21 protein-coding genes and 1 pseudogene are annotated in these 25,697 nt (G+C 68.1%); 11 read left to right on the forward strand and 11 right to left on the reverse strand.

Annotated elements, in window-relative coordinates; all coding sequences use genetic code 11:
- Nucleotides 1-27: 27 nt before the first annotated feature.
- Entirely contained in the window at nucleotides 28-390 is a 363-nt protein-coding gene (locus H0B43_RS24975; RefSeq protein ID WP_185725492.1) for an FKBP-type peptidyl-prolyl cis-trans isomerase, read from the forward strand.
- A 30-nt stretch (nucleotides 391-420) separates the two neighbouring features.
- On the opposite strand, the gene H0B43_RS24980 is transcribed toward H0B43_RS24975, so the two are convergent.
- Together H0B43_RS24980 and H0B43_RS24985 are read right to left on the reverse strand one after the other, a co-directional pair.
- Nucleotides 421-1,770, reverse strand: a complete 1,350-nt coding sequence (locus H0B43_RS24980) for a HAMP domain-containing sensor histidine kinase (protein WP_185725491.1) — start codon at nucleotides 1,768-1,770, stop codon at nucleotides 421-423.
- On the reverse strand, nucleotides 1,767-2,483 hold the full coding sequence (locus tag H0B43_RS24985) for a response regulator transcription factor (protein WP_185725490.1): 717 nt from the start codon (nucleotides 2,481-2,483) through the stop codon (nucleotides 1,767-1,769). Before H0B43_RS24985 ends, H0B43_RS24980 begins: the two co-directional genes overlap by 4 nt.
- Nucleotides 2,484-2,565: 82 nt before the next feature.
- On the opposite strand from H0B43_RS24985, the gene H0B43_RS24990 reads away from it, so the two are divergent.
- Nucleotides 2,566-3,483, forward strand: a complete 918-nt coding sequence (locus H0B43_RS24990; RefSeq protein ID WP_185725489.1) for a mechanosensitive ion channel family protein — start codon at nucleotides 2,566-2,568, stop codon at nucleotides 3,481-3,483.
- A gap of 29 nt (nucleotides 3,484-3,512) precedes the next feature.
- Nucleotides 3,513-4,853 carry a deoxyribodipyrimidine photo-lyase gene (locus H0B43_RS24995; RefSeq protein ID WP_185725488.1) on the forward strand — a complete coding sequence of 447 codons (1,341 nt, stop codon included), beginning with the start codon at nucleotides 3,513-3,515 and terminating at the stop codon, nucleotides 4,851-4,853.
- A 21-nt stretch (nucleotides 4,854-4,874) separates the two neighbouring features.
- Here H0B43_RS24995 and H0B43_RS25000 read toward each other — a convergent pair whose 3' ends face one another.
- Nucleotides 4,875-6,083, reverse strand: a complete 1,209-nt coding sequence (locus H0B43_RS25000) for an MFS transporter (protein ID WP_185725487.1) — start codon at nucleotides 6,081-6,083, stop codon at nucleotides 4,875-4,877.
- A 98-nt stretch (nucleotides 6,084-6,181) separates the two neighbouring features.
- Here H0B43_RS25000 and H0B43_RS25005 point away from each other — a divergent pair, with 98 nt between their 5' ends.
- A complete protein-coding gene (locus tag H0B43_RS25005) occupies nucleotides 6,182-6,748 on the forward strand; it encodes a TetR/AcrR family transcriptional regulator (protein ID WP_185725486.1) in 567 nt (188 codons plus the stop codon).
- Nucleotides 6,749-6,752: 4 nt separating this feature from the next.
- On the opposite strand, the gene H0B43_RS25010 is transcribed toward H0B43_RS25005, so the two are convergent.
- On the reverse strand, nucleotides 6,753-8,672 hold the full coding sequence (locus H0B43_RS25010) for a propionyl-CoA synthetase (RefSeq protein WP_185725485.1): 1,920 nt from the start codon (nucleotides 8,670-8,672) through the stop codon (nucleotides 6,753-6,755).
- Nucleotides 8,673-8,812: 140 nt separating this feature from the next.
- Entirely contained in the window at nucleotides 8,813-9,904 is a 1,092-nt protein-coding gene (locus H0B43_RS25015; protein ID WP_185725484.1) for an alpha/beta hydrolase family protein, read from the reverse strand.
- A 145-nt stretch (nucleotides 9,905-10,049) separates the two neighbouring features.
- On the opposite strand from H0B43_RS25015, the gene H0B43_RS25020 reads away from it, so the two are divergent.
- The 3 genes and pseudogenes from H0B43_RS25020 to H0B43_RS43240 all read left to right on the forward strand — a co-directional run.
- Nucleotides 10,050-10,724 (forward strand): GPP34 family phosphoprotein, encoded by a 675-nt coding sequence (locus H0B43_RS25020; RefSeq protein ID WP_185725483.1) that lies wholly within the window; start codon nucleotides 10,050-10,052, stop codon nucleotides 10,722-10,724.
- 67 nt (nucleotides 10,725-10,791) lie between these two features.
- Complete coding sequence (locus tag H0B43_RS25025) at nucleotides 10,792-11,784, forward strand: HNH endonuclease signature motif containing protein (protein WP_185725482.1); 993 nt, start codon at nucleotides 10,792-10,794, stop codon at nucleotides 11,782-11,784.
- Between the two features lie 83 nt (nucleotides 11,785-11,867).
- Nucleotides 11,868-12,397: pseudogene (locus tag H0B43_RS43240) on the forward strand (asparagine synthase-related protein); the annotation flags it as partial.
- A gap of 118 nt (nucleotides 12,398-12,515) precedes the next feature.
- Here the strand turns inward: H0B43_RS43240 and H0B43_RS25035 are convergent.
- The gene (locus H0B43_RS25035; RefSeq protein ID WP_185725481.1) at nucleotides 12,516-14,009 is read right to left on the reverse strand and encodes a carboxyl transferase domain-containing protein; all 1,494 of its coding nucleotides are present in this window, start codon (nucleotides 14,007-14,009) and stop codon (nucleotides 12,516-12,518) included.
- Nucleotides 14,010-14,256: 247 nt separating this feature from the next.
- Here H0B43_RS25035 and H0B43_RS25040 point away from each other — a divergent pair, with 247 nt between their 5' ends.
- The 3 genes from H0B43_RS25040 to H0B43_RS25050 are packed head-to-tail and all read left to right on the forward strand — an operon-like array spanning nucleotide 14,257 to nucleotide 18,799.
- Nucleotides 14,257-15,084 (forward strand): FAD binding domain-containing protein, encoded by an 828-nt coding sequence (locus tag H0B43_RS25040; RefSeq protein WP_185725480.1) that lies wholly within the window; start codon nucleotides 14,257-14,259, stop codon nucleotides 15,082-15,084.
- The gene (locus tag H0B43_RS25045; protein ID WP_185725479.1) at nucleotides 15,081-17,798 is read left to right on the forward strand and encodes a molybdopterin-dependent oxidoreductase; all 2,718 of its coding nucleotides are present in this window, start codon (nucleotides 15,081-15,083) and stop codon (nucleotides 17,796-17,798) included. The genes H0B43_RS25040 and H0B43_RS25045 overlap by 4 nt, the downstream gene beginning before the upstream one ends.
- A gap of 17 nt (nucleotides 17,799-17,815) precedes the next feature.
- A complete protein-coding gene (locus tag H0B43_RS25050; protein WP_185725478.1) occupies nucleotides 17,816-18,799 on the forward strand; it encodes an antibiotic biosynthesis monooxygenase in 984 nt (327 codons plus the stop codon).
- A gap of 180 nt (nucleotides 18,800-18,979) precedes the next feature.
- On the opposite strand, the gene H0B43_RS25060 is transcribed toward H0B43_RS25050, so the two are convergent.
- The 5 genes from H0B43_RS25060 to H0B43_RS25080 all read right to left on the reverse strand — a co-directional run bounded on the left by H0B43_RS25060 (nucleotide 18,980) and on the right by H0B43_RS25080 (nucleotide 25,196).
- Nucleotides 18,980-22,153 carry a multicopper oxidase family protein gene (locus H0B43_RS25060; RefSeq protein ID WP_185725477.1) on the reverse strand — a complete coding sequence of 1,058 codons (3,174 nt, stop codon included), beginning with the start codon at nucleotides 22,151-22,153 and terminating at the stop codon, nucleotides 18,980-18,982.
- 88 nt (nucleotides 22,154-22,241) lie between these two features.
- Entirely contained in the window at nucleotides 22,242-23,435 is a 1,194-nt protein-coding gene (locus H0B43_RS25065) for an ABC transporter permease (RefSeq protein ID WP_185725476.1), read from the reverse strand.
- Complete coding sequence (locus H0B43_RS25070) at nucleotides 23,432-24,328, reverse strand: ABC transporter ATP-binding protein (RefSeq protein WP_185725475.1); 897 nt, start codon at nucleotides 24,326-24,328, stop codon at nucleotides 23,432-23,434. Before H0B43_RS25070 ends, H0B43_RS25065 begins: the two co-directional genes overlap by 4 nt.
- 30 nt (nucleotides 24,329-24,358) lie before the next feature.
- On the reverse strand, nucleotides 24,359-24,898 hold the full coding sequence (locus H0B43_RS25075; protein WP_185725474.1) for a hypothetical protein: 540 nt from the start codon (nucleotides 24,896-24,898) through the stop codon (nucleotides 24,359-24,361).
- Nucleotides 24,891-25,196: a helix-turn-helix transcriptional regulator gene (locus H0B43_RS25080; RefSeq protein WP_185725473.1), complete on the reverse strand. Its 306-nt coding sequence runs from the start codon at nucleotides 25,194-25,196 to the stop codon at nucleotides 24,891-24,893. Before H0B43_RS25080 ends, H0B43_RS25075 begins: the two co-directional genes overlap by 8 nt.
- A gap of 168 nt (nucleotides 25,197-25,364) precedes the next feature.
- Between H0B43_RS25080 and fdxA the strand changes: the two genes are divergently transcribed.
- Complete coding sequence (fdxA, locus tag H0B43_RS25085) at nucleotides 25,365-25,691, forward strand: ferredoxin (protein ID WP_005244047.1); 327 nt, start codon at nucleotides 25,365-25,367, stop codon at nucleotides 25,689-25,691.
- Nucleotides 25,692-25,697: the final 6 nt, after the last annotated feature.

The following is a 25,697-nucleotide window of genomic DNA, read 5'->3' on the forward strand; positions in this document are numbered from 1 at the left end:
CAGAGAAGCCCTCACCGAGGAGGACACATGACCAAGCCCGAGATCGAGTTCCAAGACGGACCCGCCCCGACCGACCTGGTCATCAAGGACGTGGTGGTCGGAGACGGCGCCGAGGCTGTTCCCGGGGGCACCGTCGAGGTGCACTACGTCGGCGTCGAGTTCGAGTCCGGCGAGGAGTTCGACTCCTCCTGGAACCGCGGCGAGTCCATCCAGTTCCCGCTGCGCGGCCTCATCAAGGGCTGGCAGGACGGCATCCCCGGCATGAAGGTCGGCGGACGTCGTCAGCTCACCATCCCGCCGGAGCTGGCCTACGGCCCGGCCGGCGCCGGACATCAGCTGTCCGGCAAGACGCTGGTCTTCATGATCGACCTGCTCGACGTGAAGGAATAGCCTCCGCGGCACGAGAAGCCCCGCCTCACCTCACCGTGACGCGGGGCTTTCTGCTGTCTGCGGCCGGTGCGTGGTGTCGGTGTGCAGTTCGACGACGAGCCGTGCGCCGCCGAGCGGGCTGACGTCGAAGCGTGCGCTGCCGTTGTGGAGCGCGGCCTGCTGGGCGACCAGCGCGAGCCCGAGACCGGACCCGCTCTTCGTCGCGTTGGAGCCGCGGTGGAACCGCTCGAACACCGCGGACCGTTCGGCTTCGGGCACGCCGGAGCCGTTGTCGTCGACGATGACAGTGGTGATGCCGTCGGCGGCTCGGAGCGTGATCGTCACCGCGGTGGCGCCGCCGTGCCGGACGGCGTTCTTGATGGCGTTGTCCAGGGTCAGGCGCAGTCCACCGGGCATGCCGCGCACCGTCACCGGGGTTGCGTCGACGGTCACCTGCAGGCCGGGATTGTGACGCATCGCCTCCTCCGCGGCGAGGTCGCTGATGTCGACGAGATCGCAGTCCACGAAGTCTTTGTCCGTGGACAGCTCACCGCGGGCAAGGCGCTCGAGGTCGGACAACGTCGATTCCACGCGGCCCTGCGCGCGGACCACGTCGCGCAGGATCTCGTCCCGCTGCGGCTGCGTCAATTCGTGTGTGGTGAGGACCTCGAGGTCGGTGCGCATCGCGGTGAGCGGCGTGCGGAGTTCGTGCGCCGACACCGCGGCGAAGTCGCGTGCGGTGGCGAGTGCGGCGGTGGTCGCGTCCTGCGCCTCGGCGACGTCGCGCAGCATCGACTCCGCGGCGGAGGCCAGTTCGTCCGCCTCCCGGACACCGGACGAGGTGGGGGTCAGCTTCGGCTCGCGGCGCACGATGCGGCCCGTGAGGTCGACGAGGGGACGGACGGCCCGGCCGCCGAACAGCCAGCCGAGCCCGCTGGCCGCGGCGACGGCGAGGACGCCGACGAGCGCCACCTGCCGTTGCTGCTCCGACGTCACGTCCTGCGCTTCGGCGTACGGCACGGCCAGGGAGATCCGGGTGCCGAGAAGAGGGACGGTCGCGGTGTACGCCCGGTACCGCGTGTCTCCGACCTCGACGGTCTGCGTGCCCGGGTCCAGTTCCGGAAGCTGGGTGGGTGTGCTGACGAGGACGGTGTTGCCGTCGGCGGACCGGATGGTGATGGCGAATGCGCCCTTGTCGCCGAGGGCCCCGAGGAACAGCCCGGCGGTGGCCGCGTTGGGCACGAGCACGTCCGACGCCGTCTCCAGTCGCCGGTCGAGTTGCGACAGATTGTTGCGGGTGATCGCCAGCGACACCAGGATGCCGAGGGCCACGACGATGATCGTCGCCCCCAGCGCGGTGGCGGCCGCCACCCGGGTCCGGAGTGAGAAAGATCGCTTCACGACGGTTCCCGGAGCACGAAGCCGACTCCGCGGACCGTGTGCAGGATGCGGGGCCTGCCCTCGACCTCGAACTTGCGTCGCAGGTAGCCGACGAAGACGTCCACCACGTTGGTGTCGGCGACGAAGTCGTACCCCCACACCAGTTCGAGGAGACGCTCGCGGCTGAGGACGATGCCGACGTTGCGGGCGAGGACCTCGAGGAGTTCGAATTCCCGTTTGGTCAGCGTGACCTCCTCGCCCGCCATGAACACGCGGCGTGCCGCCACGCGGATCTCGAGGTCCCCGATGCGGATCGGTGGGGTCGCGGGTGAGTCCGCCTGCGTGGCGGTGGTGGTGCCGTGCCGCCGCAGCATGGCCCGGATCCGGGCGATCAACTCGGCGAGGACGAACGGCTTGACCAGGTAATCGTCGGCGCCCGACTCCAGGCCGGAGATGCGGTCGTCGACGGTGTCGCGGGCGCTGAGCACGCAGATCGGGATGTCGTTGCTCATCGCGCGGAGCGCGGTCACGACGCCGGTGCCGTCGATGACCGGCATGTTCATGTCGAGCACCATGGCGTCCGGCCGCTGCTCACTGACCACTCGGAGTGCGTCGGCGCCGTCGACGGCCGTGAGAACGGTGAAGCCGGACAGGCGCAGGCCGCGTTCGAGGGAGGTCCGCACGTCCTCGTCGTCGTCGACCACGAGGACACTGGCTGAGTCGGTGACGGTCACCCCTGCATTGTGCCGTGGCCACGACCCTCGGGCGTGCGGATAGCAGTTGTCGGAGCGTGTCTCGTCCGTACACTCGGGGTCGATGTTTTCTTCACTGCAGGCATTCGAATTGACCGAAACCAACCGTGACTGGCTGATTCACCGGCCGGTGGAGATCGCGATCTACGTCGTTCTGGCGCTCGTGCTGCGTTTCGCGCTGCACCGGATGATCGACCGGGCGACGCGGCCGAGGGAGCCGTCGGACAAACCGGCGATGCTCCGTCCGCTGCGGGAACGTGCTCCCCGCGGCGTCAAGGACGCGATGGTGGGCGAGCGCCGCGCACAACGGGCCCGGACGATCGGGTCGGTGCTCAAGTCGACCGTGTCGATCGTGGTGCTCATCTGGGTGGTGCTACAGGTTCTCGCCGTCCTCGGCGTCAACGTCGCCCCGTTCATCGCGTCTGCCGGTGTGATCGGTGTCGCACTCGGGTTCGGTGCGCAGAACCTCGTCCGGGACTTCCTGTCGGGCATCTTCATGCTGCTCGAGGATCAGTACGGGGTGGGCGACGTCGTCGACCTCGGCGAGGCCGTGGGAACGGTCGAGACGGTGGGTCTGCGGGTCACGACGATCCGCGACGTCAACGGCACCCTCTGGTACTGCCGCAACGGGGAGATCGTCCGGGTGGGCAACATGAGCCAGGGGTACGCGGTCGCGGTGGTCGACCTGCCGATCGCGCACGCCGCCAACGTGCAGCGGGCGTGCGAGGTGGCGCTCGAGGCCGTCACCGAGGCGGCCCAGGGCGATGGGATCGCCGCGGACGTGCTCGAACCCCCGGAACTCCTCGGCGTCAATTCGGTGACCGCGGAATCGGTCACGCTGCGCATCACCGCACGGACCAAGCCCGGTCGGCAGTGGGCGGTGCAGCGGACGTTCGCCCGCGCGGCGCTGTCGGCGTTCGAGCACTACGACATCGACGCGCCGTACCTGTCGGTGCTGTCGTCTGTTCGCTCCGGCAACTGATCGGCCCGCGCTTCGATACCGTGGCAGACATGGACACTGCACTCGTCTGGTTTCGGCGCGACCTCCGACTCGGCGACCTGCCGACACTCCACACGGTCGCCGAGTCGGGGGCGCGTGCACTGGGACTGTTCGTCCTCGACGACCGGTTGCTGAATACCTCGGGCGGCGCCCGCCGGGACTTCCTGTTCCGCAGCCTCGCCGCACTCGACGACCAACTCGACGGCCGGTTGCTGGTGGTGAAGGGCGATCCCGTCGACGTGGTCCCGAGGGTGGCGAAGAAGGTGTCGGCCGACGAGGTGCACGTGAGTGCCGACTTCGGACCGTACGGTCGCGAGCGGGACGGCGCTGTCGCCGAACAGGTCGAACTCGTGACCACCGGTTCGCCGTATGCCGTGGCGCCCGGCCGGGTGACCAAGACGGACGGGGAGCCGTACCGCGTGTTCACCCCGTATTTCCGGCAGTGGCTCGAACACGGGTGGCGCGCACCGATCGACACCGGCCCGGACACCGTGGAGTGGGTGGATCCGGACGACGTGAAGGCGCGGCGGGTGAAGATCCCGGAGCCCGAGTCCGACGGGTACGCCGCGGGGGAGGCGGCGGCGCTCGAGCGGTGGGCGAAGTTCTGCGGGGACGACCTCGCCGGGTACGAGGACGCGCGGGATCGTCCCGGTCTCGACGCGACCAGCCGGATGTCGGTCTACCTCAAGTACGGCAACATCCATCCGCGGACGATGCTCCGCGACCTCGCCCGCCGCCGCAGCAAGAGCGCCGAGCAGTACCGGCGTCAGCTCGCGTGGCGGGACTTCTACGCAGACATCCTCTTCCAGCGGCCCGACAGTGCCCGCGGCAACTACGATCGGCGTTTCGACCACATTCGCTACGACAGTGGATCCGACGCAGAGGAGGCGTTCACCGCGTGGTGCGAGGGCCGGACCGGGTTCCCGATCGTCGACGCCGGGATGCGGCAGCTGAAAGCCGAAGCCTGGATGCACAATCGGGTGCGGATGATCGTCGCGTCGTTCTTCGTCAAGGATCTGCACCTGCCGTGGTGGCGGGGCGCCCGGTATTTCATGAATCAGCTGGTGGACGGCGATCTGGCGAACAACCAGCACGGATGGCAGTGGACCGCGGGATCGGGAACGGACGCGTCGCCGTACTTCCGGGTGTTCAACCCCACGACGCAGGGGGAGAAGTTCGACCCCGACGGTGAATACGTCCGCCGGTGGGTCCCCGAATTGCGTGGCATCCCGGGGAACGCCGTGCATGCTCTGAAAGACGGCCGCCCCGAAGACTATCCGCCACCGATCGTCGATCACGCCCACGAACGGCAGGAGGCCCTCGCCCGGTACGGCGAGATCAAGGCCCCGTGAGTACTTGTCAACCGAGGGCGGTCAAGAAGTACTCACAGGCGCACGGCGCACGAGGGCGGCCGCGGCGAGGACGATGACGAGTCCGCCGTAGATTCGGGTGGTGTCGACGAGCCCGACCTTCCCCACGAGGTACCCAGCGGCGAGTGCGGGGACGCTGTTGGCGAGGTAGGCGATCACGTAGATGCTCGACAGCAGTCCCGCGCGTTCGTGCGGTTCGGCGAGCGGCATGACGGTGCGGATGGTGCCCTGGAAGCCGGAGCCGAATCCGATGCCTGCCACCGCGGTTCCCGTGAGAATCAACCCAGCCGAGGATGTTTCGGCGCCGATCAGTGTGACGGCGACTCCGGCGACGAGGGCGGACGCTCCGACGAGCAGAGTGCGCTGCGCCGCGACGTTGCGGAGCAGGAACACCGCGACTGCGCCCGTCCCGGTGAGTGTCGCGACCATGATGGCGCCGATCAGCGACGTGTGTACGTCGAGCGCGTTGCGTGCGAGCGACGGTCCGAGGGACAGGTAGAAGCCGCCCAGTGCCCACACGGCGATCAGGCAGGGTCCCGTGAGGACGAGCATTCTCCGCGCGGCGGACGGGACCGCGAGTGCCGGCCGCATCGACGCCAGCGCGCCCTTCTGCCGGGCCGCCGTCTCGGGTGCGGCCCAGATGCCGATGATCTCGACGACGAACAGCGCGAGGAGCGCCAGGAACACCGTGCTCGTGGGCCGGGGAAGATGTTCGCTGATCAGGCTCGATCCGATGGCGCCCAGTGCGAGACCGGCGGTGGGCGCGATGCTGTTGACGGTGGCGCCGCGTCCCGGTGTGCGTTCGAGGTCGAGAAGTGTGGATCCGAGCGCGCTGATCGCGGCGCCGGTCGCGAAACCCTGCACCACCCGGGCGAGCAGTAGGAGTCCGATGCCTTCGGCCGTTGCGAACATGATCATCGAGACCGCCTCGAACACGAGCGCAGTGATCAGCACGGGACGTCGGCCGACGTAGTCGGACAGCGACCCCACGGTGAGCAGCGCCAGCAGCAGGCTCACGGCATAGATGCCGAAGACCAGCGTCGACTGCAACGACGAGAAGCCCCAGTTCGACTGGTACACCTCGTATAGCGGTGTGGGGGCGGCGGACGCGCCGAGCAGGGTGGCGATCACGACCGCGACGAGCGTGAAGGCGGCACCGCGGCGCAGCGCGGGTCGGGACGTCGGTGGTGCTTCGGGTGCAAGGGTCGGCATGGGCGTACTCCCGGAGAACGTTAAAGCAAAAGGTTTGCGTTAACGGACGCTACGCTGCAGTCGATGTTAATGCAATATCTTTGCGTTAACATGGGGTCATGAGTCCGGCTCCAGGCCCACGCCCCGGTGGGCGCAGCGCCCGCATTCAGCAGGCGGTGCACGCGTCCACGCGCAAACTTCTCGAGGAGCGCGACCGAGCGGACATCACCGTCCCGATGATCGCGGCCGATGCCGGGGTCACCCCGTCGACCATCTACCGGCGCTGGGGCGACATCACCGAGGTGTTCGCGGACGTGGCGATCGAGCGACTGCGTCCCGATGCACCCCCGCGCGAAACCGGCAGTGTGCGAGGCGATCTCGTCGCCTGGGCGCAGGAGTACCTCGAGGAGATGTCCTCGCCGGTGGGGCGGGCGTCACTGCGCGACGTCGTGATGAGCGGAGACGCCAATCCACTCAAGTGCGCGACGTTCTGCCGCACCCAGATCGAGACGATCGTCGGACGCGGGGAACCGGTCGGTTCGGACGTTCGGGGCGCGGTCGAGCACGTGATCGACCACGTAGTGGCGCCGATCGTCTACCGCATCCTGTTCGACCTCGATCCACTCGAAGCGGACCGCGTCGAGGTGCTGGTGGATCAGGCACTCGACGCGGCCGTCCGGGTCTGAGCGGTCAGCCGCCCAGCTGCTTCTTCAGTGCATCGAGGACGGCGACGTCCTCGATGGTGGAGGGGACGGTGTACTGCTCGTGGTCGGCGATCTGCCGCATCGTCTTACGCAGGATCTTGCCGGAGCGGGTCTTCGGCAGCGCCTGCACGACCGTCACGTCGCGGAACGTGGCGACTGCGCCGATCTGCTCGCGCACCATCGCGACCAGTTCGCTTCGGAGCGTGTCGGGATCGATGTCGAACCCGGCCTTGAGCACCACGTACCCGCTGGGCCGCTGACCCTTGAGTTCGTCCTTGATCCCGACCACCGCGCATTCGGCCACTGCGGGGTGCCCGGCGATGACGGCCTCCATGCTGCCCGTCGAAAGCCGATGTCCGGCAACGTTGATGACGTCGTCGCTGCGGCCGAGGACGTACACGTACCCGTCCTCGTCGATGTAGCCGGAGTCGCCGGTCAGGTAATAGCCGTCGAACGTGGCGAGGTACGACCTCACGTACCGCTCCGGGTCGCGCCACAGCCCGGCCAGGGTTCCCGGGGGCAGCGGCAGCCCGATCACGATGTTGCCCTCGGCTCCGGCGGGCACCGCGTGCCCTGCACCGTCCACGACCTCGACCCGGTACCCGGGCACCGGGACGGTGGGGGAGCCGGCCTTCAGCGGCATGGGGTCGAGCCCGCGCAGGTTGGAACAGATCGCCCAGCCGGTCTCGGTCTGCCACCAGTGATCGACGACGGGACGGCCGAGGACGCGGGTGGCCCATGCATAAGTGTCGGGGTCGAGGCGCTCGCCGGCGGCGAACAGTGTCTTCAGTGAGGAGATGTCGTACTTGGCGATCTCCTTCGCGTCGGGATCGGCCTTGCGCACCGCGCGGATCGCGGTCGGTGCGGTGAACAGCGCCGACACCCCGTGGTCCGAGATGACGCGCCAGAAAGCCCCCGCGTCCGGCGTCCCCACCGGTTTGCCCTCGTAGAGCACGGATGTGGCACCGGCCAGCAGTGGCCCGTACACGATGTACGAGTGCCCGACCACCCAGCCCACGTCGGACGCGGTCCACCACACGTCGCCCGGACCGATGTCGTAGATGTTGCGCATCGACCAGGTGAGCGCGACGGCGTGCCCGCCGTTGTCGCGGATCACGCCCTTCGGCTTCCCCGTGGTGCCGGACGTGTAGAGGATGTACAGCGGATCCGTCGCGGCCACCGGAACCGGCTCCGCGGGTGCCGCATCCGCCATCAGCTCGTCCCAGTCGAACCACGCGGTCGCGCCGCCCTGGTAGTCGGCGGCCGCACCCGGCACCTGCTCGCGGTCCTTCACGATCACCGTGTGCGGAGGTTTGCTCGACAGCTCCAGCGCCTTCGCGACCATCGGCAGGTAGTCGACGGTGCGCCCCGGCTCGAGGCCGCCCGACGCCGTCACCAGCACCACCGGTCCGGCGTCGTCGATGCGGGTGGCGAGTTCCTTCGCGGCGAACCCGCCGAATACCACCGAGTGCACGGCGCCGATGCGGGCGCATGCGAGCATCGCGATCACCGCTTCGGGGATCATCGGCATGTAGACGATCACCCGGTCCCCGGCCACCACGCCCTGATCCTTCAGGACCCCGGCGAACCGGGAGACCTCGTCGAGTAGTTCGGCGTACGTGTAGGTGCGGGACGCGTCTGGAGCCATCGCGGAGTCGTAGATCAGCGCCGCCCGGTTCCCGTTGCCGTCCCGCACGTGACGGTCCAGGGCGTTGAAACACGTGTTCAGCGACGCGTCCGGAAACCATCGATACATTGGGGCGGCGGAATCGTCGAGCGCCCGCGTCGGCGGCTTCTCCCAGTCCACGGCCCCCGCGGCGGCGAGCCAGAACTCCTCGGGACGCTCGGCGCTCTCGCGGTAGACCTCCGCGTATCTGTGACCGGCGTGCTCTGTCGCGGAGCTCATCGATGTCCGTCCTCTCGTCGTCCTGTGACCTGAAACACCCTATGTGACGGCGGTGTCCAGCGACACCGTCCGGGGGGCCGGGGCGCAGGCCTGCGCCGGACGGCGGGTTTTCGTCGCCCGGCGGAGGTGCGGTGAACCTGTCAGACGCCGAGGGAGCCGGCGATCATGGGCCAGGAGTTGTGCAGGTCGTCCTGCCAGTAACCCCACGAATGGGTGCCGGCGGGCCGGAAGTCGTAGGTGGCGGGGATGCCCAGGGCGTTCAGCCTGTCGGCGAGTTCATGTGTGCACTGATTGGTGCCCGCCTCGATGATGCCGCCGATGATCACCTGGTTGGCCAGGACCCCCACGTCGCCGTTGATGTCCGGGCCGTTGAGGTTCTCGTGGATACCGGGCAGCCCCGTGGCATTGCTGATGTACAAGTCGATTCCGCGCAGCTTCTCGGCGTTGACGACGGGGTCGTTGGCCACCCAATCCGGATCGTCGGGCGGTCCCCACATGTTCTCGACATCTCCGCCGCGGAAGCTGACGACGAATGTGACGTAGTCCCGGCCCGGCTGGGTGCTCGTCTGGGCGCACCCGCTGAACGCGCCCACCGCGCGGTACAGCGAGGGGGCGGACTCGGCGAGACTCAGCACGGACGTGCCCGACATCGACAGGCCCGCGATGGCGTTCGCGCCGTTCGTTCCGAGTGTGGCGTCGACGATCGGGGGAAGTTCCTCGGTGAGGAACGTGGTCCACTTGTTCACGCCGAGGACGGGATCGGGCTTCTGCCAGTCGGTGTAGTAGCTGTATGCGCCGCCGACGGGAGTGACGACGTTGACGTTCTTGTCGGCGAAGAAGGAGACCACGTCGGTTCGGGCCTGCCAGGTTGCCGAGTCCTCGCCGCCACCGGCACCGTTGAGCAGGTACAGCGTCGGCCGCGGCACGCTGGGATCTGCCGGGGTGATCACCTCGAGGGGGATCACCTTGTCCATCGCCGCCGAGTAGACGTACATGTTCAGCCGACGGTCGTCAATCTTCTCGATGTGGTCCAGAGCGGATCCGTCCGCCGAGGCCGGATTGTCGGCCGGAAGGGCCCGCCACGGGTGTGCCGATGCTGCCGCCACCGGACCGAACACGGCGGACGCCGCAACCACGGCGACCGCCAGCAATGCCCGACAGAGTCCGAGCGCCGGATGTCCCCGGCGGCGTCCGATTGTCGGGTGTCCCCGACGGCGTCCGATCGCGCTCATAGCCGCTCCTCGTGCTTGACTGCGGTGCCCGACAACCGTCCGGTGATACTCGAAACATTCCCCGTTCACGGTAACCGGCAAACATTCCTCGGTGCGGCTGAACGGACACCGGACTTCGCCGCGGCACCGGACCTATCGTGGAATCATGACGTTGCTCGCCGAAGACCTGTTGTTGCTGCTGCTCGACGACGCCTCGGGGAAACCGGTCGTCGACGGGACCCGGATGTCGCGCGTCCTCGCCGGCGCCGTCCTTCTGGAACTGGCGCTCGGTGACGTCGTCACCCCGGCCGAGCCCGGCGAGGATGTGAAGAAGGGGCGTCTCGTCGTCCGGGACGGAGCGAGACCACAGGATTCGCTCCTCGCGCGGGCCGTCGACCTCATCGGAACGGCCAAGCCGATGAAGCCGGAGACAGCCATCGAGAAACTCGCCAAGAACCTGCGCGACGACGTCTCGAAGCGCATCGTCGACGCGGGCTGGGTCCGCGAGGAGAGGGGCAAGGTGCTCGGTATCTTCCCCACGACGCGGTGGCCGGAGGTCGACGGCAGCCACGAACGCGCGCTGCGGTCCGAACTGAGCGCCGCACTCCTCGACGGGGTCGGTCCCACTCCGCGCACCGCCGCACTCGTCTCGCTCCTGTCCGCGGTCGACGCGGCCCCGAAACTGTTCCCGGACGCCGATCGACGCGCCGTGAAGAAACGGGCGAAGGAAATCGCCGAAGACGACTGGGCGGGTAAGGCCGTGCGCAAATCGGTGGAGGCGGTCAACGCCGCCATCATCGTCGCCGCCACCGTCCCCGCCATCGTGGCAGGGAGCGGCTAGGCCGCTCGTTCGTGCGTGGTGTCGCGGGGTCTTGTGGAACACAGGGCATTTCGCTAGTGCAGAACACATGTTCGATACGGGGGTATTCGATCAGAGGGTTCGCGAGACGGCCTGCTGTCTCACCGACACGGAAACCGACGTGGGTCTGGTCGAGTTGATGACCGACCTCCATCGCAGTGAATCGGTGGTGGCCGAACGGAAGCTGGCGGTGATCGCGGAGCTGTTCGTGCGCCGCACTGCCGAGATCGAGTCCGACGGGGCATGGACATCAACCGCGCACGAGGTGGTCGAGGCCGAGATCGGTGCCGCACTCACCATGGGGCGAGCGGCGGCGGGTCGGCTGATCGGCCTGGGTATGTCGCTGCGCACCCGATTGCCCGCGACCCGCGAGGCCATGGCACGCTGCGACCTCGACCTGTACCGGGTTCGCCTGATCGAGGACGCGACGGCAAACGTCACCGACGACTGCATCGGCGAGGTCGAACATCAACTCCTCGAACAGGTTCTGGCCCCGCAACGCTCCGCCGACGTCGAACCGGTGCGGCTGCCGAGCGTCACTGCGGCGACCACGTACCGTCCCGATGCCGTTCTCGACACCTGGCTGCGGGTGCTGGCCGGCGGGTGCGAGTGGTTGCACTGCGATGTCGCGGCCTGGAACACGGACCTCGACCATCATCGGCCGTTCGACCATTCCGATCCTGCCGCCGGAGGTCCGACAGTGGCCGGGAACCTGAACGCGTACTGCCGAAACCACCACAGGCTCAAACATTCCGGGCATTGGCAGATGGACGCCGAGGGCGGAATCGAGTTGACAGCGCCCACCGGGCACCGATATCGCCCGCGGTCGTCGGGCCTTCTGGGTGGGAGGCCAGATGGTGTTGCAGGAGGTGGCCACCTCGCCGACCGGGGAGTCGGCCGCCGAACCCGCGAGCAGAACACGGCTGCGCGAATCCGGGCCGAGCGCCGCCGACGGCAGGCGCACCTGGATGCGGTGCGGCACGGGTCGCGCGGTGCACGCCCACCCGAGACACGCGCACCCGACGACCCCGCGCCGTTCTGACCGACGGCGATTCCGGGCTCACCGCCTGTGCGTCGAAAATGGTCACCGTGAGCAAGAGTAAAGAACTGTCGATGTGATTGCTGCGGTTCGGACTCCGGTTCGCCGCCTCGCAACTGGTCCTTGCCAATCCGATCGCCGAGCCGACGGTCACGATGCGGGATCCGGGAATTGTTCGCGTTCGTGGAGACACCGGGACACGCGGTGTGGGACGGCATGCGCGAGGTGGACCGGGCACAGTGGTCACTGTCTCGCGCACCGGACTGCGGACGCACCGGTACTGGACGCTGCAGACCCGACCGCACACCGACGACCGGGGCACGTCCGTCGCGCACATCCGCGAACTCCTCGACGACATCGTGCGCAGGCAACTGGTCGCCGACGTGCCGCGCTGCACCCTGCTGTCCGGTGGTCTCGACTCCTCGGCGATGACGGGTATCGCCGCCGAGCCTCCGACGACCTCGCCGATCCCGCCGTGCGGGCGAAGGTCATCCGGGCGCGCGACATTCCGATGGGCCTCGGCGACATGGACGCGTCGCTGTACCTGCTGTTCAAGGCGATCCGGAAGCACTCGACGGTGGCGCTGTCCGGGGAGTCGGCTGACGAGGTGACTGGCTGTCGCGGGCGGTGTCCGTCGTCACCCCACAGATCACTCAGGTGTCGCGCCGCGGACTCGAGCGCGCACTCGACCTGGCGTTGTGGCTGGACATGTACAACCCGACGATCAAGTTGTCCTAGCCCAAGCCGAGGTTTCGGTAACGGGCGAGTCGCGCCGCGAAGCGCTCGCTCTCCGGAACCCCGGTCAAGGCGCGCAGTTCCCGGGAAATGGCCTCGCCGACCCGCTTGGAGAAGTCGACGGCCTCGTCGGCGGCGTCCGGGTGCTCGGGGATGATGGCGTCGATGACGCCGTCCCGCAACAGGTCGAGCGAACGGATGCCCTGGGCGGCCGCCATCTCCGGTGCGTGGGTGGTGTCGCGGTGGACGATCGCGCTGGCGCCTTCGGGAGGAAGCGGGGCCAGCCACCCGTTCTGTGCGGCGAGCACGCGGTCGGCGGGGAGGAAGGCGAGCGCCCCACCGCCCGTGCCCTGGCCGAGCAGGACGGACACCGTCGGCGTCTTCAGCGTCACCAGGTCGGAGATGCAGCGGGCGATCTCGGGGGCCAGACCGCGTTCCTCCGCTTCCTTCGACAGCGCGGCACCGAGGGTGTCGATCACCAGGACCAGGGGGATCTGCAACTCCTCGGCCAACCGCATGCCTCGGCGCGCCTCACGAAGAGCGGCGGGACCCATCGTGTTCAGCGCGGATTGGCCGGCGCGGTCCTGCCCCAGCAGCACGCACGGTGCGCCCCGGAAACGGGCCAGCGACAGCAGCACCGTCCCCTCGGTCTCGCCTTGACCGGTGCCGCTGAGCGGAACCTGCTCGGTGGCGGCGTGCCGCAGCAGGTGACGGATACCGGGCCGGTCGGCGCGCCGCGACAGCATCACCGACTGCCACGCGGGCACGTCGGGGATGTCGGCGACCGGAACCGGCTCGCTCACGGGGGCGGCCGTCGGCGGGTCGATCAGCACCCGCAACGCACGATGGACGAGTCTGCGCAGGCGGGTGACGGGAACGACGCCGTCGATGACGCCGTTGCGGTACAGGTTCTCGGACGTCTGCACGCCGTCGGGGAACTTCTCGCCGTACAGCGCCTCGTAGACGCGGGGTCCGAGGAACCCGACGAGCGCGCCGGGTTCCGCCACCGTGATGTGCCCGAGCGACCCCCAGGACGCGAACACACCGCCGGTGGTCGGGTTGCGCAGATACACCAGGTAGGGGAGATGGGCGGCTTTGTGGGTGGCGACGGCCGCCGCGATCTTCACCATCTGCACGAATGCGACGGTGCCCTCCTGCATGCGGGTGCCGCCGGACGTGGGCGAGGCGAGCAGGGGCAGACCCTCACGGGTGGCGCGTTCGATGGCGGAGACGATCCGTTCGGCCGCGGCCACGCCGATCGAACCCGCCAGGAACGCGAACTCGCAGGCGATCACCGCGACCGGTCGACCGCGGACGGTGCCGACACCGGTGATCACCGATTCGTCGACGCCCGACTTCTCGGCGGCCTTCTGCAGGTCTGCGCGGTACTTCTCGTTCGGCCGCGCGTCGACGGGTGTGGTGTCCCACGAGACGAAGCTGCCTGCGTCCAGTACCAACTCGAGCACGTCGTGGGCGGAGATCTTGGCGGCCATGGACCAGAGAGTAACGGTCGGGCCGGAGCTGGCAGATGTCTGCTACGACGGGTGACGGTCGCGGTCGGGGTGGAACACGGCAAACAGCCCCGGGTGGAACCCGGCAATTGGCCCCGGGTGGAACCGGCAAATAGCGCCGGGTGGAACCCGGCAAACAGCGCCGTGAGGGCTACCGCGGTGTCTAGAGTCAGGTGAGTTGACGCAGGCCGGGTACGAGAACGACAGATTCCCCGAGTGGAGCAGTCATATGGACCTCAACACCATCACCGATGTCCTTCGGCGACCACCGGACCGGCCGGGTTCGGTGTGGCGGGACGGCGACGCCTGGCTGGCCGGTGGAACATGGTTGTTCTCCGGGCAGCAACCCCACCTTCGCCGTCTCGTCGACCTCACGACACTCGGCTGGGAATCGCTGGTGCCGGGCGACGCGGGCCTCCAGATCGGCGCGACGTGCACGATCCGTGAATTGTATGCGTTTGCGCCGCCGGACGACTGGCGCGCCGGTGCCCTGTTCGGCACGAGCTGTGAGGCCTTCCTGGCCTCGTTCAAGGTCTGGAATTCGGCGACGGTGGGCGGCAACATCTGCATGTCGCTGCCGGCCGGCCCGATGATCACGATGACGGTCGCGCTCGAGGCGACGTACACGCTGTGGGGTGCGGACGGGTCGGAGCGCACCGTCGACGCCGCCGACTTCGTCACGGGCAACCACGAGAACGTGCTCGCACCGGGTGAGGTCCTGCGGCGCATCGACATCCCGGTCGGCGCCCTGCGCAAGCGTCACTCGCACCGCCGCTTCACTCTGACGCATCTGGGGCGTTCGACGCTGTTCATGATCGGCACCCAGACGCCCGACACGGGCGACATGTTGCTCACGATCACGGCCGGCACCACACGACCGATCCGTCTGGCGTTCGACGCCGCAGCCGACGCGGAGACAGTGCAGCACAGTATCGAGGCGATACCCGCGGACCAATGGTTCGACGACCCCAACGGCGCACCCGACCACCGGCGACACCTGGCGAAGCATTACGCCGAGGAGATCCGGTCCGAACTCGCGGCGGGAGACCGGCGATGACGTACACCGTGAACGGCAGGACGTTCGACGAGGAGCCGAATCCCGGTCAGTGCCTGCGCACGTTCGTGCGGTCGCTGGGCCATCACGGTGTCAAGAAGGGATGCGACGCAGGAGATTGCGGAGCGTGCACGGTGTGGCTCGACGGCGACCCCGTGCACAGTTGCATCACGCCCGCGTTCCGGGCCGAGGGACGTGAGGTGACCACCATCGAGGGCCTCGGTTCCCCGGACGATCTGCATCCGTTGCAGCGGCAGTTCCGGGACGCCCCGGGGTTCCAGTGCGGCTTCTGCACCGCGGGGATGATCATGACGTCGGCGACGTTCACCGACGCGCAGAAGCAGGACCTGCCCCGCGCGTTGAAGGGCAATCTGTGCCGGTGCACCGGCTATCGGGCGATCGAGGACGCGGTGAACGGTGTCGCCGCGATCGAGGTCGCCGAACCGGGCGGGGCCGTCGGCACCAGCGTCGGGGCGCCCGCGGCCACCGACGTCGTCACGGGCCGCGCCCGATTCACGATGGACACGGAGATCGAGGGCCTGCTGCACATGAAGGTGCTGCATTCGCCGCACGCCCATGCCCGCATCGTCTCGATCGACAAGACCGCGGCCCTCGCCGTACCCGGTGTGCATCGCGTGTACACGTGGGAGGACGTGCCGCGGAAGCTGTTCACGACCGCGATCCACACCGATCACCTCGTCGACCCCGACGACACGTACATCCTCGACGACACGGTTCGTTTCGCCGGGCAGCGGGTGGTCGCGGTGCTCGCCGACACGATCGGCGCCGCCGAGGAGGGGTGTCGCCAGGTGGTCGTCGAGTACGACGTACTGCCCGCGGTGTTCGACCCGGAGGAGGCGATGGCCGAGGGCGCACCGCAACTGCACGGTTCGGACGACCCGTTCGTCCGCGACCCCGTGCACAACATCCTGCTCGAACTCCACGGCGAAGTGGGGGACGTCGAAGCCGGGTTCGCCGAGGCAGACGTGATCCACGAGGGCACGTACTTCACGCCGCGTGTGCAGCATGCGCATCTCGAGACGCACGGGTCGATCGCCTGGATGGAGGACGGCCGCCTGCACGTGCGCACGAGTTCGCAGTCGCCGTCGATCGCGAAGGTCAAGCTGGCTCACCTGTTCGACCTGCGTCCCGACCAGCTGCGGGTGTTCTGCGAGCGCGTCGGGGGCGCGTTCGGTGGCAAGCAGGAGGTGATCTCGGAGGATCTGGTCGCGCTCGCCACCCTCGACACGGGACGTCCGGTCTGCCTCGAGTTCACCCGGGAAGAAGAGTTCACGACGGCGTCGCCGCGGCACCCGATGAAGCTGACGGTCAAACTCGGTGCCCGGGCCGACGGCACGCTCACGGCGTTCCAGGTGCGCAACGTGTCGAACACGGGCGCGTACGGCAACCACGGGGGCGAGACGTTGTTCGCCGCGGGGGCCGCGATCTCGACGTACCGGTGCCTCAACAAGAAGTTCGACGCGTACTCCGTCTACACGAACACCGTGCCCAGCGGGGCGCTGCGCGGGTACGGCATGACGCAGCCCGCGTTCGCGGTGGAGTCCGCCATCCACGAACTGGCGGTCGCGCTCGGCATCGATCCCGTCGAGTTGCGGCGCCGCAACATCGTCCGCCCCGGCGACTCACTCGTGGCGATCGAGGACGGGCCCGACGATGTCGTGTTCACCGAGGACGGGCTCGGGCAGTGCATCGACCTCGTGGACGCCGCATTGGGACGGACCGGGAACGGGCAGGTGCTGGGCGAGGATTGGCTCGTCGGGGTGGGCACCGCGTGTGGGCTTCACGAGACCGCGCCGCCGACCGAACACATCTCGGAGGCGTGGGCGACGCTCGGCGACGACGGCGTGTACGAACTCGCCGTCGGTACCGTCGAATTCGGAGAGGGGACGTCGACGGCGCACGTGCAGATCGCGGCAACCCAGCTCGGCACCACGCCGTCGCGGGTGCGTCTCGTGCAGTCCGATACCGACCGCACGGGTTTCGACACGGGGGCGTTCGCCAGTGCCGGCCTCTTCGTCGCGGGCAACGCCGTGTCGCAGGCCTCGGAAGCGCTGCGCACCCGCATCCTGGCGTTCGCCGCCGCACACACCGGGGTCGACGTCGCGTCCTGCTCGATGGACGACGACGGGGTGCTCTGCGACGGCACACGCGTGCCGTTGACCGAACTCCTCGACGCCGCCCGCCCCCGTGGCATCCGATTCACCGAGGCGCGCAAGGCGTACGGGTCGCCGCGCAGCGTCGTCTCCAACGCCCACGGTTTCCGCATCGCCGTCCACCGGGTGACGGGCGAGATCCGCATCCTCTACAGCGTCCAGGCCACGGACGCCGGGGTGATCATCAACCCGGTGCAGGTTCGCGGCCAGATCGAGGGCGGCGTCGCCCAGGGCATCGGATTCGTGTTGACCGAGAACTTCCACGTCGACGACAACGGTGTGATGACCAACCCCAACCTACGCAACTACCGCATCCCCACCTTCGCCGACATTCCCCGAACCGAAGTGCTGCTGGTCGATTCGTCGGACTCCGTCGGGCCGATGCGCGCGAAGGGTATGGCGGAGTGTTGCATCAATCCGGTGGCGCCTGCGCTGGCCAACGCGCTGGAGAACGCGACGGGCGTGCGTTTCCGCGCGTTGCCGCTCACCCCCGAGCGCATCTACAGCCGCATCGGCGAGAACCGAACGGTTCCGACGACCTGAGCTGGGAGGAGAGGGCGATGGATACCGAGCAACCCATCGAGAAGTCCACCGGCAATGCCGCGACGGTCATCATCGGGCAGAAGGTGCGCGCGGGTCACGAGGAGGCCTACGAGGCCTGGCAGCGGGACATGAATACGGCCGCGTCCCACTACCCGGGTTTCCTCGGCGCCGAGATCGCCGCACCCACCGCCGTGCAACCCGATTGGGTGGTGGTCTACCGTTTCGACTCCGTCGCCCATGTCCAGGCGTGGCTCAACAGCGCCACCCGGCAGGACCGGCTGGACGCCGGTCGGGAGTACTTCGACGGTCCGGCCACGCAGCAGGTCGTCAGCGGGGGCGCACGTGAGTCGGATCCGCTCGTGACGGTCGTCGTGACGCATCGCGTCGATCCGGAGCACGTCGACGACTTCCTCGCCTGGCAGGACCGACTGCGACTGGAGGAGAGCACGTTCGACGGTTTCCGGGGCAGCGAACTGTTCCGCCCGATCGAGGGAGTCCAGGACGAGTGGACCGCGCTGTACCGGTACGACAACGCGGCGGACCTCGACGCATGGCTCACGTCGGACAAGCGCCGGGACCTTCTCGCCGAGGGGGAGAAGTTCCACGACTTCGAATTGCGCACCATCGACAATTCCTTCGGAAGCTGGTTCGCGTTCGACCAGAACGGCAACGAGGCGCCGCCGCCGTCCGAGACCAAGACGTCGATCGCGGTGTGGGTGGGCCTCTATCCGACGGTCGTGATCCTCACCCTCGCGCTGTCGCCGCTGAAGATGCCGCTGTGGCTCGGTCTGCTCGTCGGAAACCTGCTGTCCAGCTTCATCATGAGCTTCGTGACGATGCCGTACTACGTGAACCGGTTGCTGGGGCGCTGGCTGCGGCCGCCGGACGACGTTCCGGAGTCGACGACGAACCGTCGCGGGATCGCCGTCGTCGCCGGGGCTATGGTGTTCTGGGTCGTCGTCTTCTATCTGGTGACCACTCAGTTCTGGACCCTGCCTTGACGCCGAGAGAAGCGGGTGCCCATGTCAGCCTCGGAAATCCGAGTGAGGCGGACGGTCGACGGGCCCGCGAGCGTGGTCTGGGACGTCCTCACCGATCTGGACAACGCGGAGTCGGCGCAAGCACCACCCTGACGTTCCACTGCTCGGCGGAAGCAACCGGCATGGGTGTTTTTTCGCGACCTACCGGCCGCCGAGGGGCACGGGCCCCGTGCTTGCGGGGAGTGGGGGGAGGGTGCCCAGTGGCAGCGGCGCGACGGTCGTGGACTGCGGGTCCGGGCGGCCGAGCCCGAACTTGCGGACCTCGGTGCCGCCGGAACCCGCGCCGCTGACCAGGATGTCCGCACCGGTGGTGGTGCTGGTCGTGGCGACCTGCACGCCGATGCCGGGAGGGCCGCCCGCGAACGGCGCGAACGACGCGATCTGGGTGAAGGCGACGTTGCCGTCGGAGTGATGATTCGGGCCCTCGAGATACATGCCCGGTTCACCGTCGAGGCGTGACCCGCTCGACCACGCCCGCACCGTGCCGTCGCCGCCGAGCATGCCGGTGACGATGCTCTTCGCGCCGCCTTCGGCGCCGGCCACCCATCCCGTCGACAGGGACACACCATCGTGGTAGCCCTCGTCGTACGCCAGGAATTCGGAGGTCAACCGCGGCCCGCCGGTGTGATCGGCGTGCTCGTCCGCGGTGCCGTTCGACTCGGCCGCGGCGGTGGGCTCGAACAGGTCGTAGCGGAACGTCTTCACCCGGGCCGATTCCCCCGGACCCGGTGCGGTGACGATGCTCGCCCGGCCCGAGGCCGCGTCGACCATCCCGGTCGCGACCGTGACCCCGGACTGCGACCCGGGGTAGGGCGTGAAGCTCGAGAACAGTTCTGGTGCCGAGCCCTTCTCGGTGGGCAGGGTCGACGAGAACACCTTCACCTGCGATTCGGTGCCGGGGCCCGTGCCGACGATGATGTTGTCGGCCAGCGCGTTTCCGTCGATGTCCGCGCCCGCCACGGTCACGCCGCCGCGGAAGCCGGCGTCGAACGGCGCGAACCGGGTCAGCTCCGAGGTGAACGGGCCGGAGCCGACGTCGTTGCCGTCGTAGGCGACGACCTCCGGTGCCGCACCCGCGCCGGTCCCGGCGACGAGGTCGAGAATCATGTCGCCGTTCACATCCGCCATCGCCACCGTCGGTGCGCCCTCGAAGGCCGGGAACGGCGTCACGGCGGCGATCACCTTGTCGCCGTTGCCGTCGTGGACCTGCACGGTGGCGGGGGTGCCCGGGGTTCCCGGCACCGCCACCGCGTACGTCGACACCTCGGGAATCACGTTGACGGTGGCCATCAGCCCGTTGTCCTCGTGGTTGAGGCGGTGGCAGTGGATCACGAAGGTGCCGGTGTACTCGGTGAACTTCGTGCGCAACTTCGCCGATGCCGGCTCCAGCGCGTTCTCGTTCGCATCCGTCACGGGTGCGGGCACGTTGACGTTGTCCTCGCCCCACGGTTGCACCCCGGTCCGGGTACCCGCGATCGGATCGACTATTTCCATCACCTGGAAGTCGTTGACGTGGATGTGCATCGGATGCTCGTCGTTGTTGAGGTTCGTGATCGTCCATTCCTCGACCGAATTGAGGCGGGGCTGGATCAACGGGATGTTCGGGAACGTGTTGTCGTCGAATTCGTAGGTGAAGGCCTTCGGGTCGCTGTTGCTCGCCTTCTCGTTGCCGAAACCCCCGGTGACCGTGAGTGTGCGCGACACGTCGGGTGTCATCACCGACGTGTCCACGAACGACGTGTAGGCGTCGAGGTTCTGGCCTGGCTCGAACGGCGTGGTCTGCCCTTCACCGCTCTCGGGCGTGACGTGGAGGAGGGTCTGGGTGGGGAACGTGAAGAACCCGTCGGCGTAGCTGATGACCGACGAGTCGACGGTCACCGTGCCGAGTTCGGCCGGCGACCGGTCGGTGCCGTTGTTGGTATAGAGCACACCAGGATTGGTGACCGGTTTCGCACCTTCCAGTGGCGGCATGTCGAGCACCAGATCGCCGGTCTCCGGCATGGTCACCGCGATCGCGTACCGCGACCCCGGCGGGACGACGAGCCGGGTGCCGTCGCCGCCGACGGGTAACTGCACCTGCGTGTAGGGATTGCCGTCCTGGCCGACGACCGAGAACGCCGGATGCCGGCCCGTTGCGGTCTCGGTGAGTCGGAGCGGCATGTAGGCGAAGTCGCTGATGTTCGCCAGCACCCAGATCTCCGTCTGACCGGGCTTCAGGCTCAGGTCCGGCTGGAACTGCCCGTTGACGGTGTACTGCACGTCGCGTTCGCGGTCGGGCAACGACGGATCCGCCGGAATGTTCGTCGAATCACTGGCGAAGCTCTGGAGATTGCCCGGGACGAATTGGTTCTGCCCGCGGTGGTTGGCCGGGGACAGCGGTCCGGCGTACCAATTGGTGACGTACCGGGAGCCCTCCGACGTCTCGGCGAAGTTCACCGGGGCGAGGCTCGGCGAGTACGTGCCGTCGGCGAGCTGCGTCCCCTCCGGTGGCGTCAGCGTGGACACGAACTGTGGCCAGTTGGGGTCGTTCAGCTGGTGGCCGTTGCCTCGACGGTCGAAGACGAAGTTGTACTGCAGCGCCATGTCCCGGATGGGAATGTCGTTCTGCGTCACCAGGGGTAGGTTGCCGTCGGGCCGCCCGATCTCGAGCAGTCCCGCGAGCCCCGCGTACGTCTGCTGCGCGGTCAGCGTGTGACGGTGGCTGTGATACCAGTACATGCCGTTCGGCATGTCCTTCGGCACCGCGTAGTCGTAGACGTTGCCCATCCCGGCGGGGATGTCGAGGAGGACGTTGTCGGCGTTGCCGTCCGGGCTCACGTGCAACCCGTGCGTGTGCAGGTTCAGCGGTGCCGACGCGAGGGCGGGCGGATAGATGGGCACCTCACCGCCGGCCGGAGTGAACGCGGGGTCGTAGAAGTCCTCGATCGTCAGGTTCTGCAGATCGTTGTCGTAGTGGATGATCAGGCGCTCACCCGGATCAACCCGCAACGTCGGCGCCGGGTAGACGTCGTGACCGGTGGTCGAGCCGTCCGAACTCGTTCCCTGCAGCAACTCGTATCCGAAGAGCAGGAAATCGGACACCGGTTGCGACGCGGTGTCGAGGTCGACCGAGCCCTGGTGGGCAGACAACCGCACCTCGAGCACCCCGTTCTCGCTCGACAGCTTGACCGGCTCCCGGTAGGCGGCGGGGGTGCCGGGGTCGTGGCCGCCCGACGGCGCCGACTCGTCTGACGTGCACGCCGTGAGCATCAACATCATGGCCGTGACCACGGCGACGGCGAGGGCGACGACCGGCTTCCTGTGACGGACGACCATGGGGTTCCCCGTTCCACGACGGCAGCTGAGCAGCATCGATCGACGATTCGAAGATTACACAGGGACCTCGGCCGTCCGCTGGGGTTCGCTACCTGCCGAGCGCCTCCTTCCACGACACGACCTTGCCGATACGCAGGATCGACCGCTGGTAGATCTTTGCGGCCAGCATGCTGAGCGCGGCGGTCACGGCCAGCATCAGGGCGATGGTCACGACCACCTGGACCGGGGACGCCACCCCGGCGGCGATGCGCAGCGGCATCAGGATCGCCGAGAACGGCGGAATCCAGCTGAGGACGTTGCTCAGCGTGCCGTCCGGGTTGCTCACCGACGAGAAGGCGCTGAAGAACATGATGACGATCAGGACCATCAGCGGCGACGCGGTGGCGTTGACGTCCTCCTGGCGCGACACCATGGACCCCGCCGCGGCGTACAGGACGGCGAAGTACGCGAATCCGAGCACGAACCAGCCGAGCGTTCCGCCCAGCACGCCGAGCGCCGTTCCGGTGACGGTGAGGAGGCCCGTCGCGAGTCCGGCGGCGACACCGACCACACCGTAGGCGGCCAACTGGACGAGACCCACCGCGCCGATGCCGATCACCTTGCCCCACAGGAGCTGTAGCGGGCGAAGGGTCGACAGGAGCAGTTCGACGACGCGGCTCGACTTCTCCTCGACGACACCCATGGCCACGTACATGCCGAACATCATGATCTGCATGTACAGAAGCACGACCACGGCGATGGAGAGGGCCACGCGCTGGCCCTTCTCGGGATCGGGCGGGTCGAGCGCGTCGACGGTGACGACGGCCCGGCCCGTCGCCTCGGCGAGTTGTGCGGGGTCCACTCCCTGCGCGGCGAGGGCGCCGGCCTGGGCCTGCCGCACCACCGCGGCATCGATCACGGTGCGAAGCCCGGATCCGAGTTCGGATTCGGTGACGGCCGTGACGGATCCGTCGGCGCCGGGAACGAGGGCGACGTCGAGGTCTCCGTCGCCGACCTGGTCCCGCGCGGCCTGTTCGTCCGGGACGGGGCGGACGTCGACCGGGGTCCCGACCGCATCTCCGGTGGCGACGAGGGCCGGCGCGAGGGCCTGGTCGCCGACGAGTCCGACGGTCGCGCGGTCGTCGTCGCCGCCCGAGAACAGCGAATACGCGACGATGCCGCCGACGATGGCGAGCAGGATGACGACATTGCTGATGACGAAACTCTTCTTCGTCACCTGGGTGAGGAATTCGCGGCGGACCACGAGGCCGATCGCGCGGACGGGACTCAGTGGGGCACTCATGCCGTGACCACCTCTCGGAACAGATCGGTGAGGGTGGGCCGGTGCAAAGAGAATTCGTGCACTGGACCCGTCTTCAGTGCGGTGTGGAGGATCAGCTGATCGTCCACACCGGCGTCGAGCGACAGCAGGGTGCGGCCGTCGAGGTGACTGATGGTGGTGACGCCCTCGAGGTGGTGGGCCCAGCCGACCGGAGCCTCTGGTGCGTGGACTTCCAGTCGGGCGTTGCCGCCGCCGCGCAACTCGTCGACGGTGCCGGCCGCCCGCATCCTGCCGTGGCTGATGATGCCCACGCGGTGGCACAGCCGCTGCACGAGATCGAGCTGATGGCTCGAGAAGATCACCGGCACTCCGGTGTTCGCCTTCTCCACCAGCACGTCGCTCATGACGTCGACGGCGACCGGGTCGAGTCCGGAGAACGGTTCGTCGAGTACGAGCACCGCGGGATCGTGGACGAGCGCGGCGGCCAGCTGGACGCGTTGCTGATTGCCGAGCGAGAGTGCGTCGACGGTGTCGCCGACCCGGTCCGCGATGCCGAGGCGTTCGGTCCAGCGGGCCACGGCGTCCCGGGCGGCGGAGCGGGAGATGCCGTGCAACTCGGCGAGGTATTCGAGTTGCTTGCCCACCTTCATCTTCGGGTACAGTCCGCGTTCCTCCGGCATGTATCCGATGGTGCGCCGCACGTCCAGGTCCACCGGCTTGCCGCCGAGCCGGACCTCGCCGGAATCGGCGGACAGAACTCCCAGCGCGATGCGCATGGTGGTGGTCTTGCCGGCGCCGTTGCTGCCGACGAAACCGAAGATCTCACCGGGGCGGACCTCGAACGACAGATCGTCGAGTGCGACGACGTCGCCGTATCGTTTGGAGATGCCGTCGATCGTGAGGGTGTGAGACATGGGCCCTTCCCGTTCTGGAGTGGGATGTTCCTACGCAGCGAAGTCGTCGGGCTCGGGGTCGGGTTGCGTCCAGCCGAGGATCATGGCGGGTGTGCAGCCGCCGATGATCAGCGTGGTGAGGACCAGCAGCCCTCCGGCGTAGGGAACGCTCTCGGAGCCGACACCGACAGCGCCGACGAAGATGAGATACGCGGCGGGAACGAAGGTGAGTGACTGAGTCACCATCAGACCGATCGACCGGGCGCTGTTGCGCTGTTGGATCTCCCACTCGTCCAGCACGGCTCGCGGCGCGTCACCGTGCCTGCTCGACACGATCTGGAGGATCGTCCACAGCGGGAGGAAGAACAGGCACGCAGGCAGCCAGAGGAGCGGTCCGACGACCATGTCGAAGTGGCAGACGATTCCGACGGCGATCATGAACACGAATGTGATCGCGAGGGCGACCACCAGGATCCGTCGACGGCGACGTGACCGCCACGCCGGCAGCCAGGTTTGGTAGCGGCGTTCGTTCCGGAGGAATCTACGCGTCCGGAACCCCTGGTACCGCTCGATCAGATTGGTCTCAGGCATGGGAACTCTCCCCGCTTCCTGTCGTGGACGGCGGTCGGTGGGTGCGGTACAACTCGGTGGACAGGGGCCCGAACTCGGTGCGGGAGAAGATGGCCTCCACCGGCAGTTCGAACACCCACGAGATACGGAACGCCAGGTCGAGGCTGGGGTAATGGTCACCCCGTTCGAGCGCGCCGACGGTCTGGGGATTGACGTCGATGAGTCCCGCGAGCTGAGCCCGGCTCATCCCACGCTCGGCACGAAGCACGCCGATGCGGTTGTAGATGGGGAGCGAGTTCCCGCGCCGTACTGGGCTCATGCAATAAAGTGTTGTGAAAACCCAACAGCTTGTCAACCGCATACAACGGTTGCGAGCGCCTCCCGGAGTGGGAGAGCATGGTGACGGCCGACAGGTTGACCACGGCAAATTGAGTGGCAGAGTGGAGGCGATTCGCGCCGGACGGCAGGAAAGGCCAGGATTACTGACGTGACGTACACCATCGCAGAGCCCTGTGTCGACGTTCTGGACAAGGCATGCATCGAAGAATGCCCTGTCGACTGCATTTACGAAGGGGGTCGGATGCTCTATATCCACCCCGACGAATGCGTCGATTGCGGTGCCTGTGAGCCCGTCTGCCCCGTCGAAGCGATCTTCTACGAGGACGACGTCCCGGACCAGTGGGTCGAGTACACCAAGGCGAACGCCGACTTCTTCGACGACCTGGGGTCGCCCGGTGGCGCCGCGAAGCTCGGGAAGGTCGACTACGACCCGCCGTTCGTCAAGGCGCTGCCGCCCATGGCCGAGGGCGACTGACCTTCA

The organism is Rhodococcus sp. 4CII, from assembly GCF_014256275.1.
In the GTDB taxonomy this organism is placed as follows: domain Bacteria; phylum Actinomycetota; class Actinomycetes; order Mycobacteriales; family Mycobacteriaceae; genus Rhodococcus_F; species Rhodococcus_F wratislaviensis_A.

Excerpts from the sequence above, each read along its gene's own strand:
- H0B43_RS24975 (WP_185725492.1), top strand. The coding sequence starts at position 28 with ATGACCAAGCCCGAGATCGAGTTCCAAGACGGACCCGCCCCGACCGAC.
- H0B43_RS24990 (WP_185725489.1), top strand. The coding sequence starts at position 2,566 with ATGTTTTCTTCACTGCAGGCATTCGAATTGACCGAAACCAACCGTGAC.
- H0B43_RS24995 (WP_185725488.1), top strand. The coding sequence starts at position 3,513 with ATGGACACTGCACTCGTCTGGTTTCGGCGCGACCTCCGACTCGGCGAC.
- H0B43_RS25000 (WP_185725487.1), bottom strand. The coding sequence starts at position 6,083 with ATGCCGACCCTTGCACCCGAAGCACCACCGACGTCCCGACCCGCGCTG.
- H0B43_RS25005 (WP_185725486.1), top strand. The coding sequence starts at position 6,182 with ATGAGTCCGGCTCCAGGCCCACGCCCCGGTGGGCGCAGCGCCCGCATT.
- H0B43_RS25010 (WP_185725485.1), bottom strand. The coding sequence starts at position 8,672 with ATGAGCTCCGCGACAGAGCACGCCGGTCACAGATACGCGGAGGTCTAC.
- H0B43_RS25015 (WP_185725484.1), bottom strand. The coding sequence starts at position 9,904 with ATGAGCGCGATCGGACGCCGTCGGGGACACCCGACAATCGGACGCCGC.
- H0B43_RS25020 (WP_185725483.1), top strand. The coding sequence starts at position 10,050 with ATGACGTTGCTCGCCGAAGACCTGTTGTTGCTGCTGCTCGACGACGCC.
- H0B43_RS25025 (WP_185725482.1), top strand. The coding sequence starts at position 10,792 with ATGTTCGATACGGGGGTATTCGATCAGAGGGTTCGCGAGACGGCCTGC.
- H0B43_RS25035 (WP_185725481.1), bottom strand. The coding sequence starts at position 14,009 with ATGGCCGCCAAGATCTCCGCCCACGACGTGCTCGAGTTGGTACTGGAC.
- H0B43_RS25040 (WP_185725480.1), top strand. The coding sequence starts at position 14,257 with ATGGACCTCAACACCATCACCGATGTCCTTCGGCGACCACCGGACCGG.
- H0B43_RS25045 (WP_185725479.1), top strand. The coding sequence starts at position 15,081 with ATGACGTACACCGTGAACGGCAGGACGTTCGACGAGGAGCCGAATCCC.
- H0B43_RS25050 (WP_185725478.1), top strand. The coding sequence starts at position 17,816 with ATGGATACCGAGCAACCCATCGAGAAGTCCACCGGCAATGCCGCGACG.
- H0B43_RS25060 (WP_185725477.1), bottom strand. The coding sequence starts at position 22,153 with ATGGTCGTCCGTCACAGGAAGCCGGTCGTCGCCCTCGCCGTCGCCGTG.
- H0B43_RS25065 (WP_185725476.1), bottom strand. The coding sequence starts at position 23,435 with ATGAGTGCCCCACTGAGTCCCGTCCGCGCGATCGGCCTCGTGGTCCGC.
- H0B43_RS25070 (WP_185725475.1), bottom strand. The coding sequence starts at position 24,328 with ATGTCTCACACCCTCACGATCGACGGCATCTCCAAACGATACGGCGAC.
- H0B43_RS25075 (WP_185725474.1), bottom strand. The coding sequence starts at position 24,898 with ATGCCTGAGACCAATCTGATCGAGCGGTACCAGGGGTTCCGGACGCGT.
- H0B43_RS25080 (WP_185725473.1), bottom strand. The coding sequence starts at position 25,196 with ATGAGCCCAGTACGGCGCGGGAACTCGCTCCCCATCTACAACCGCATC.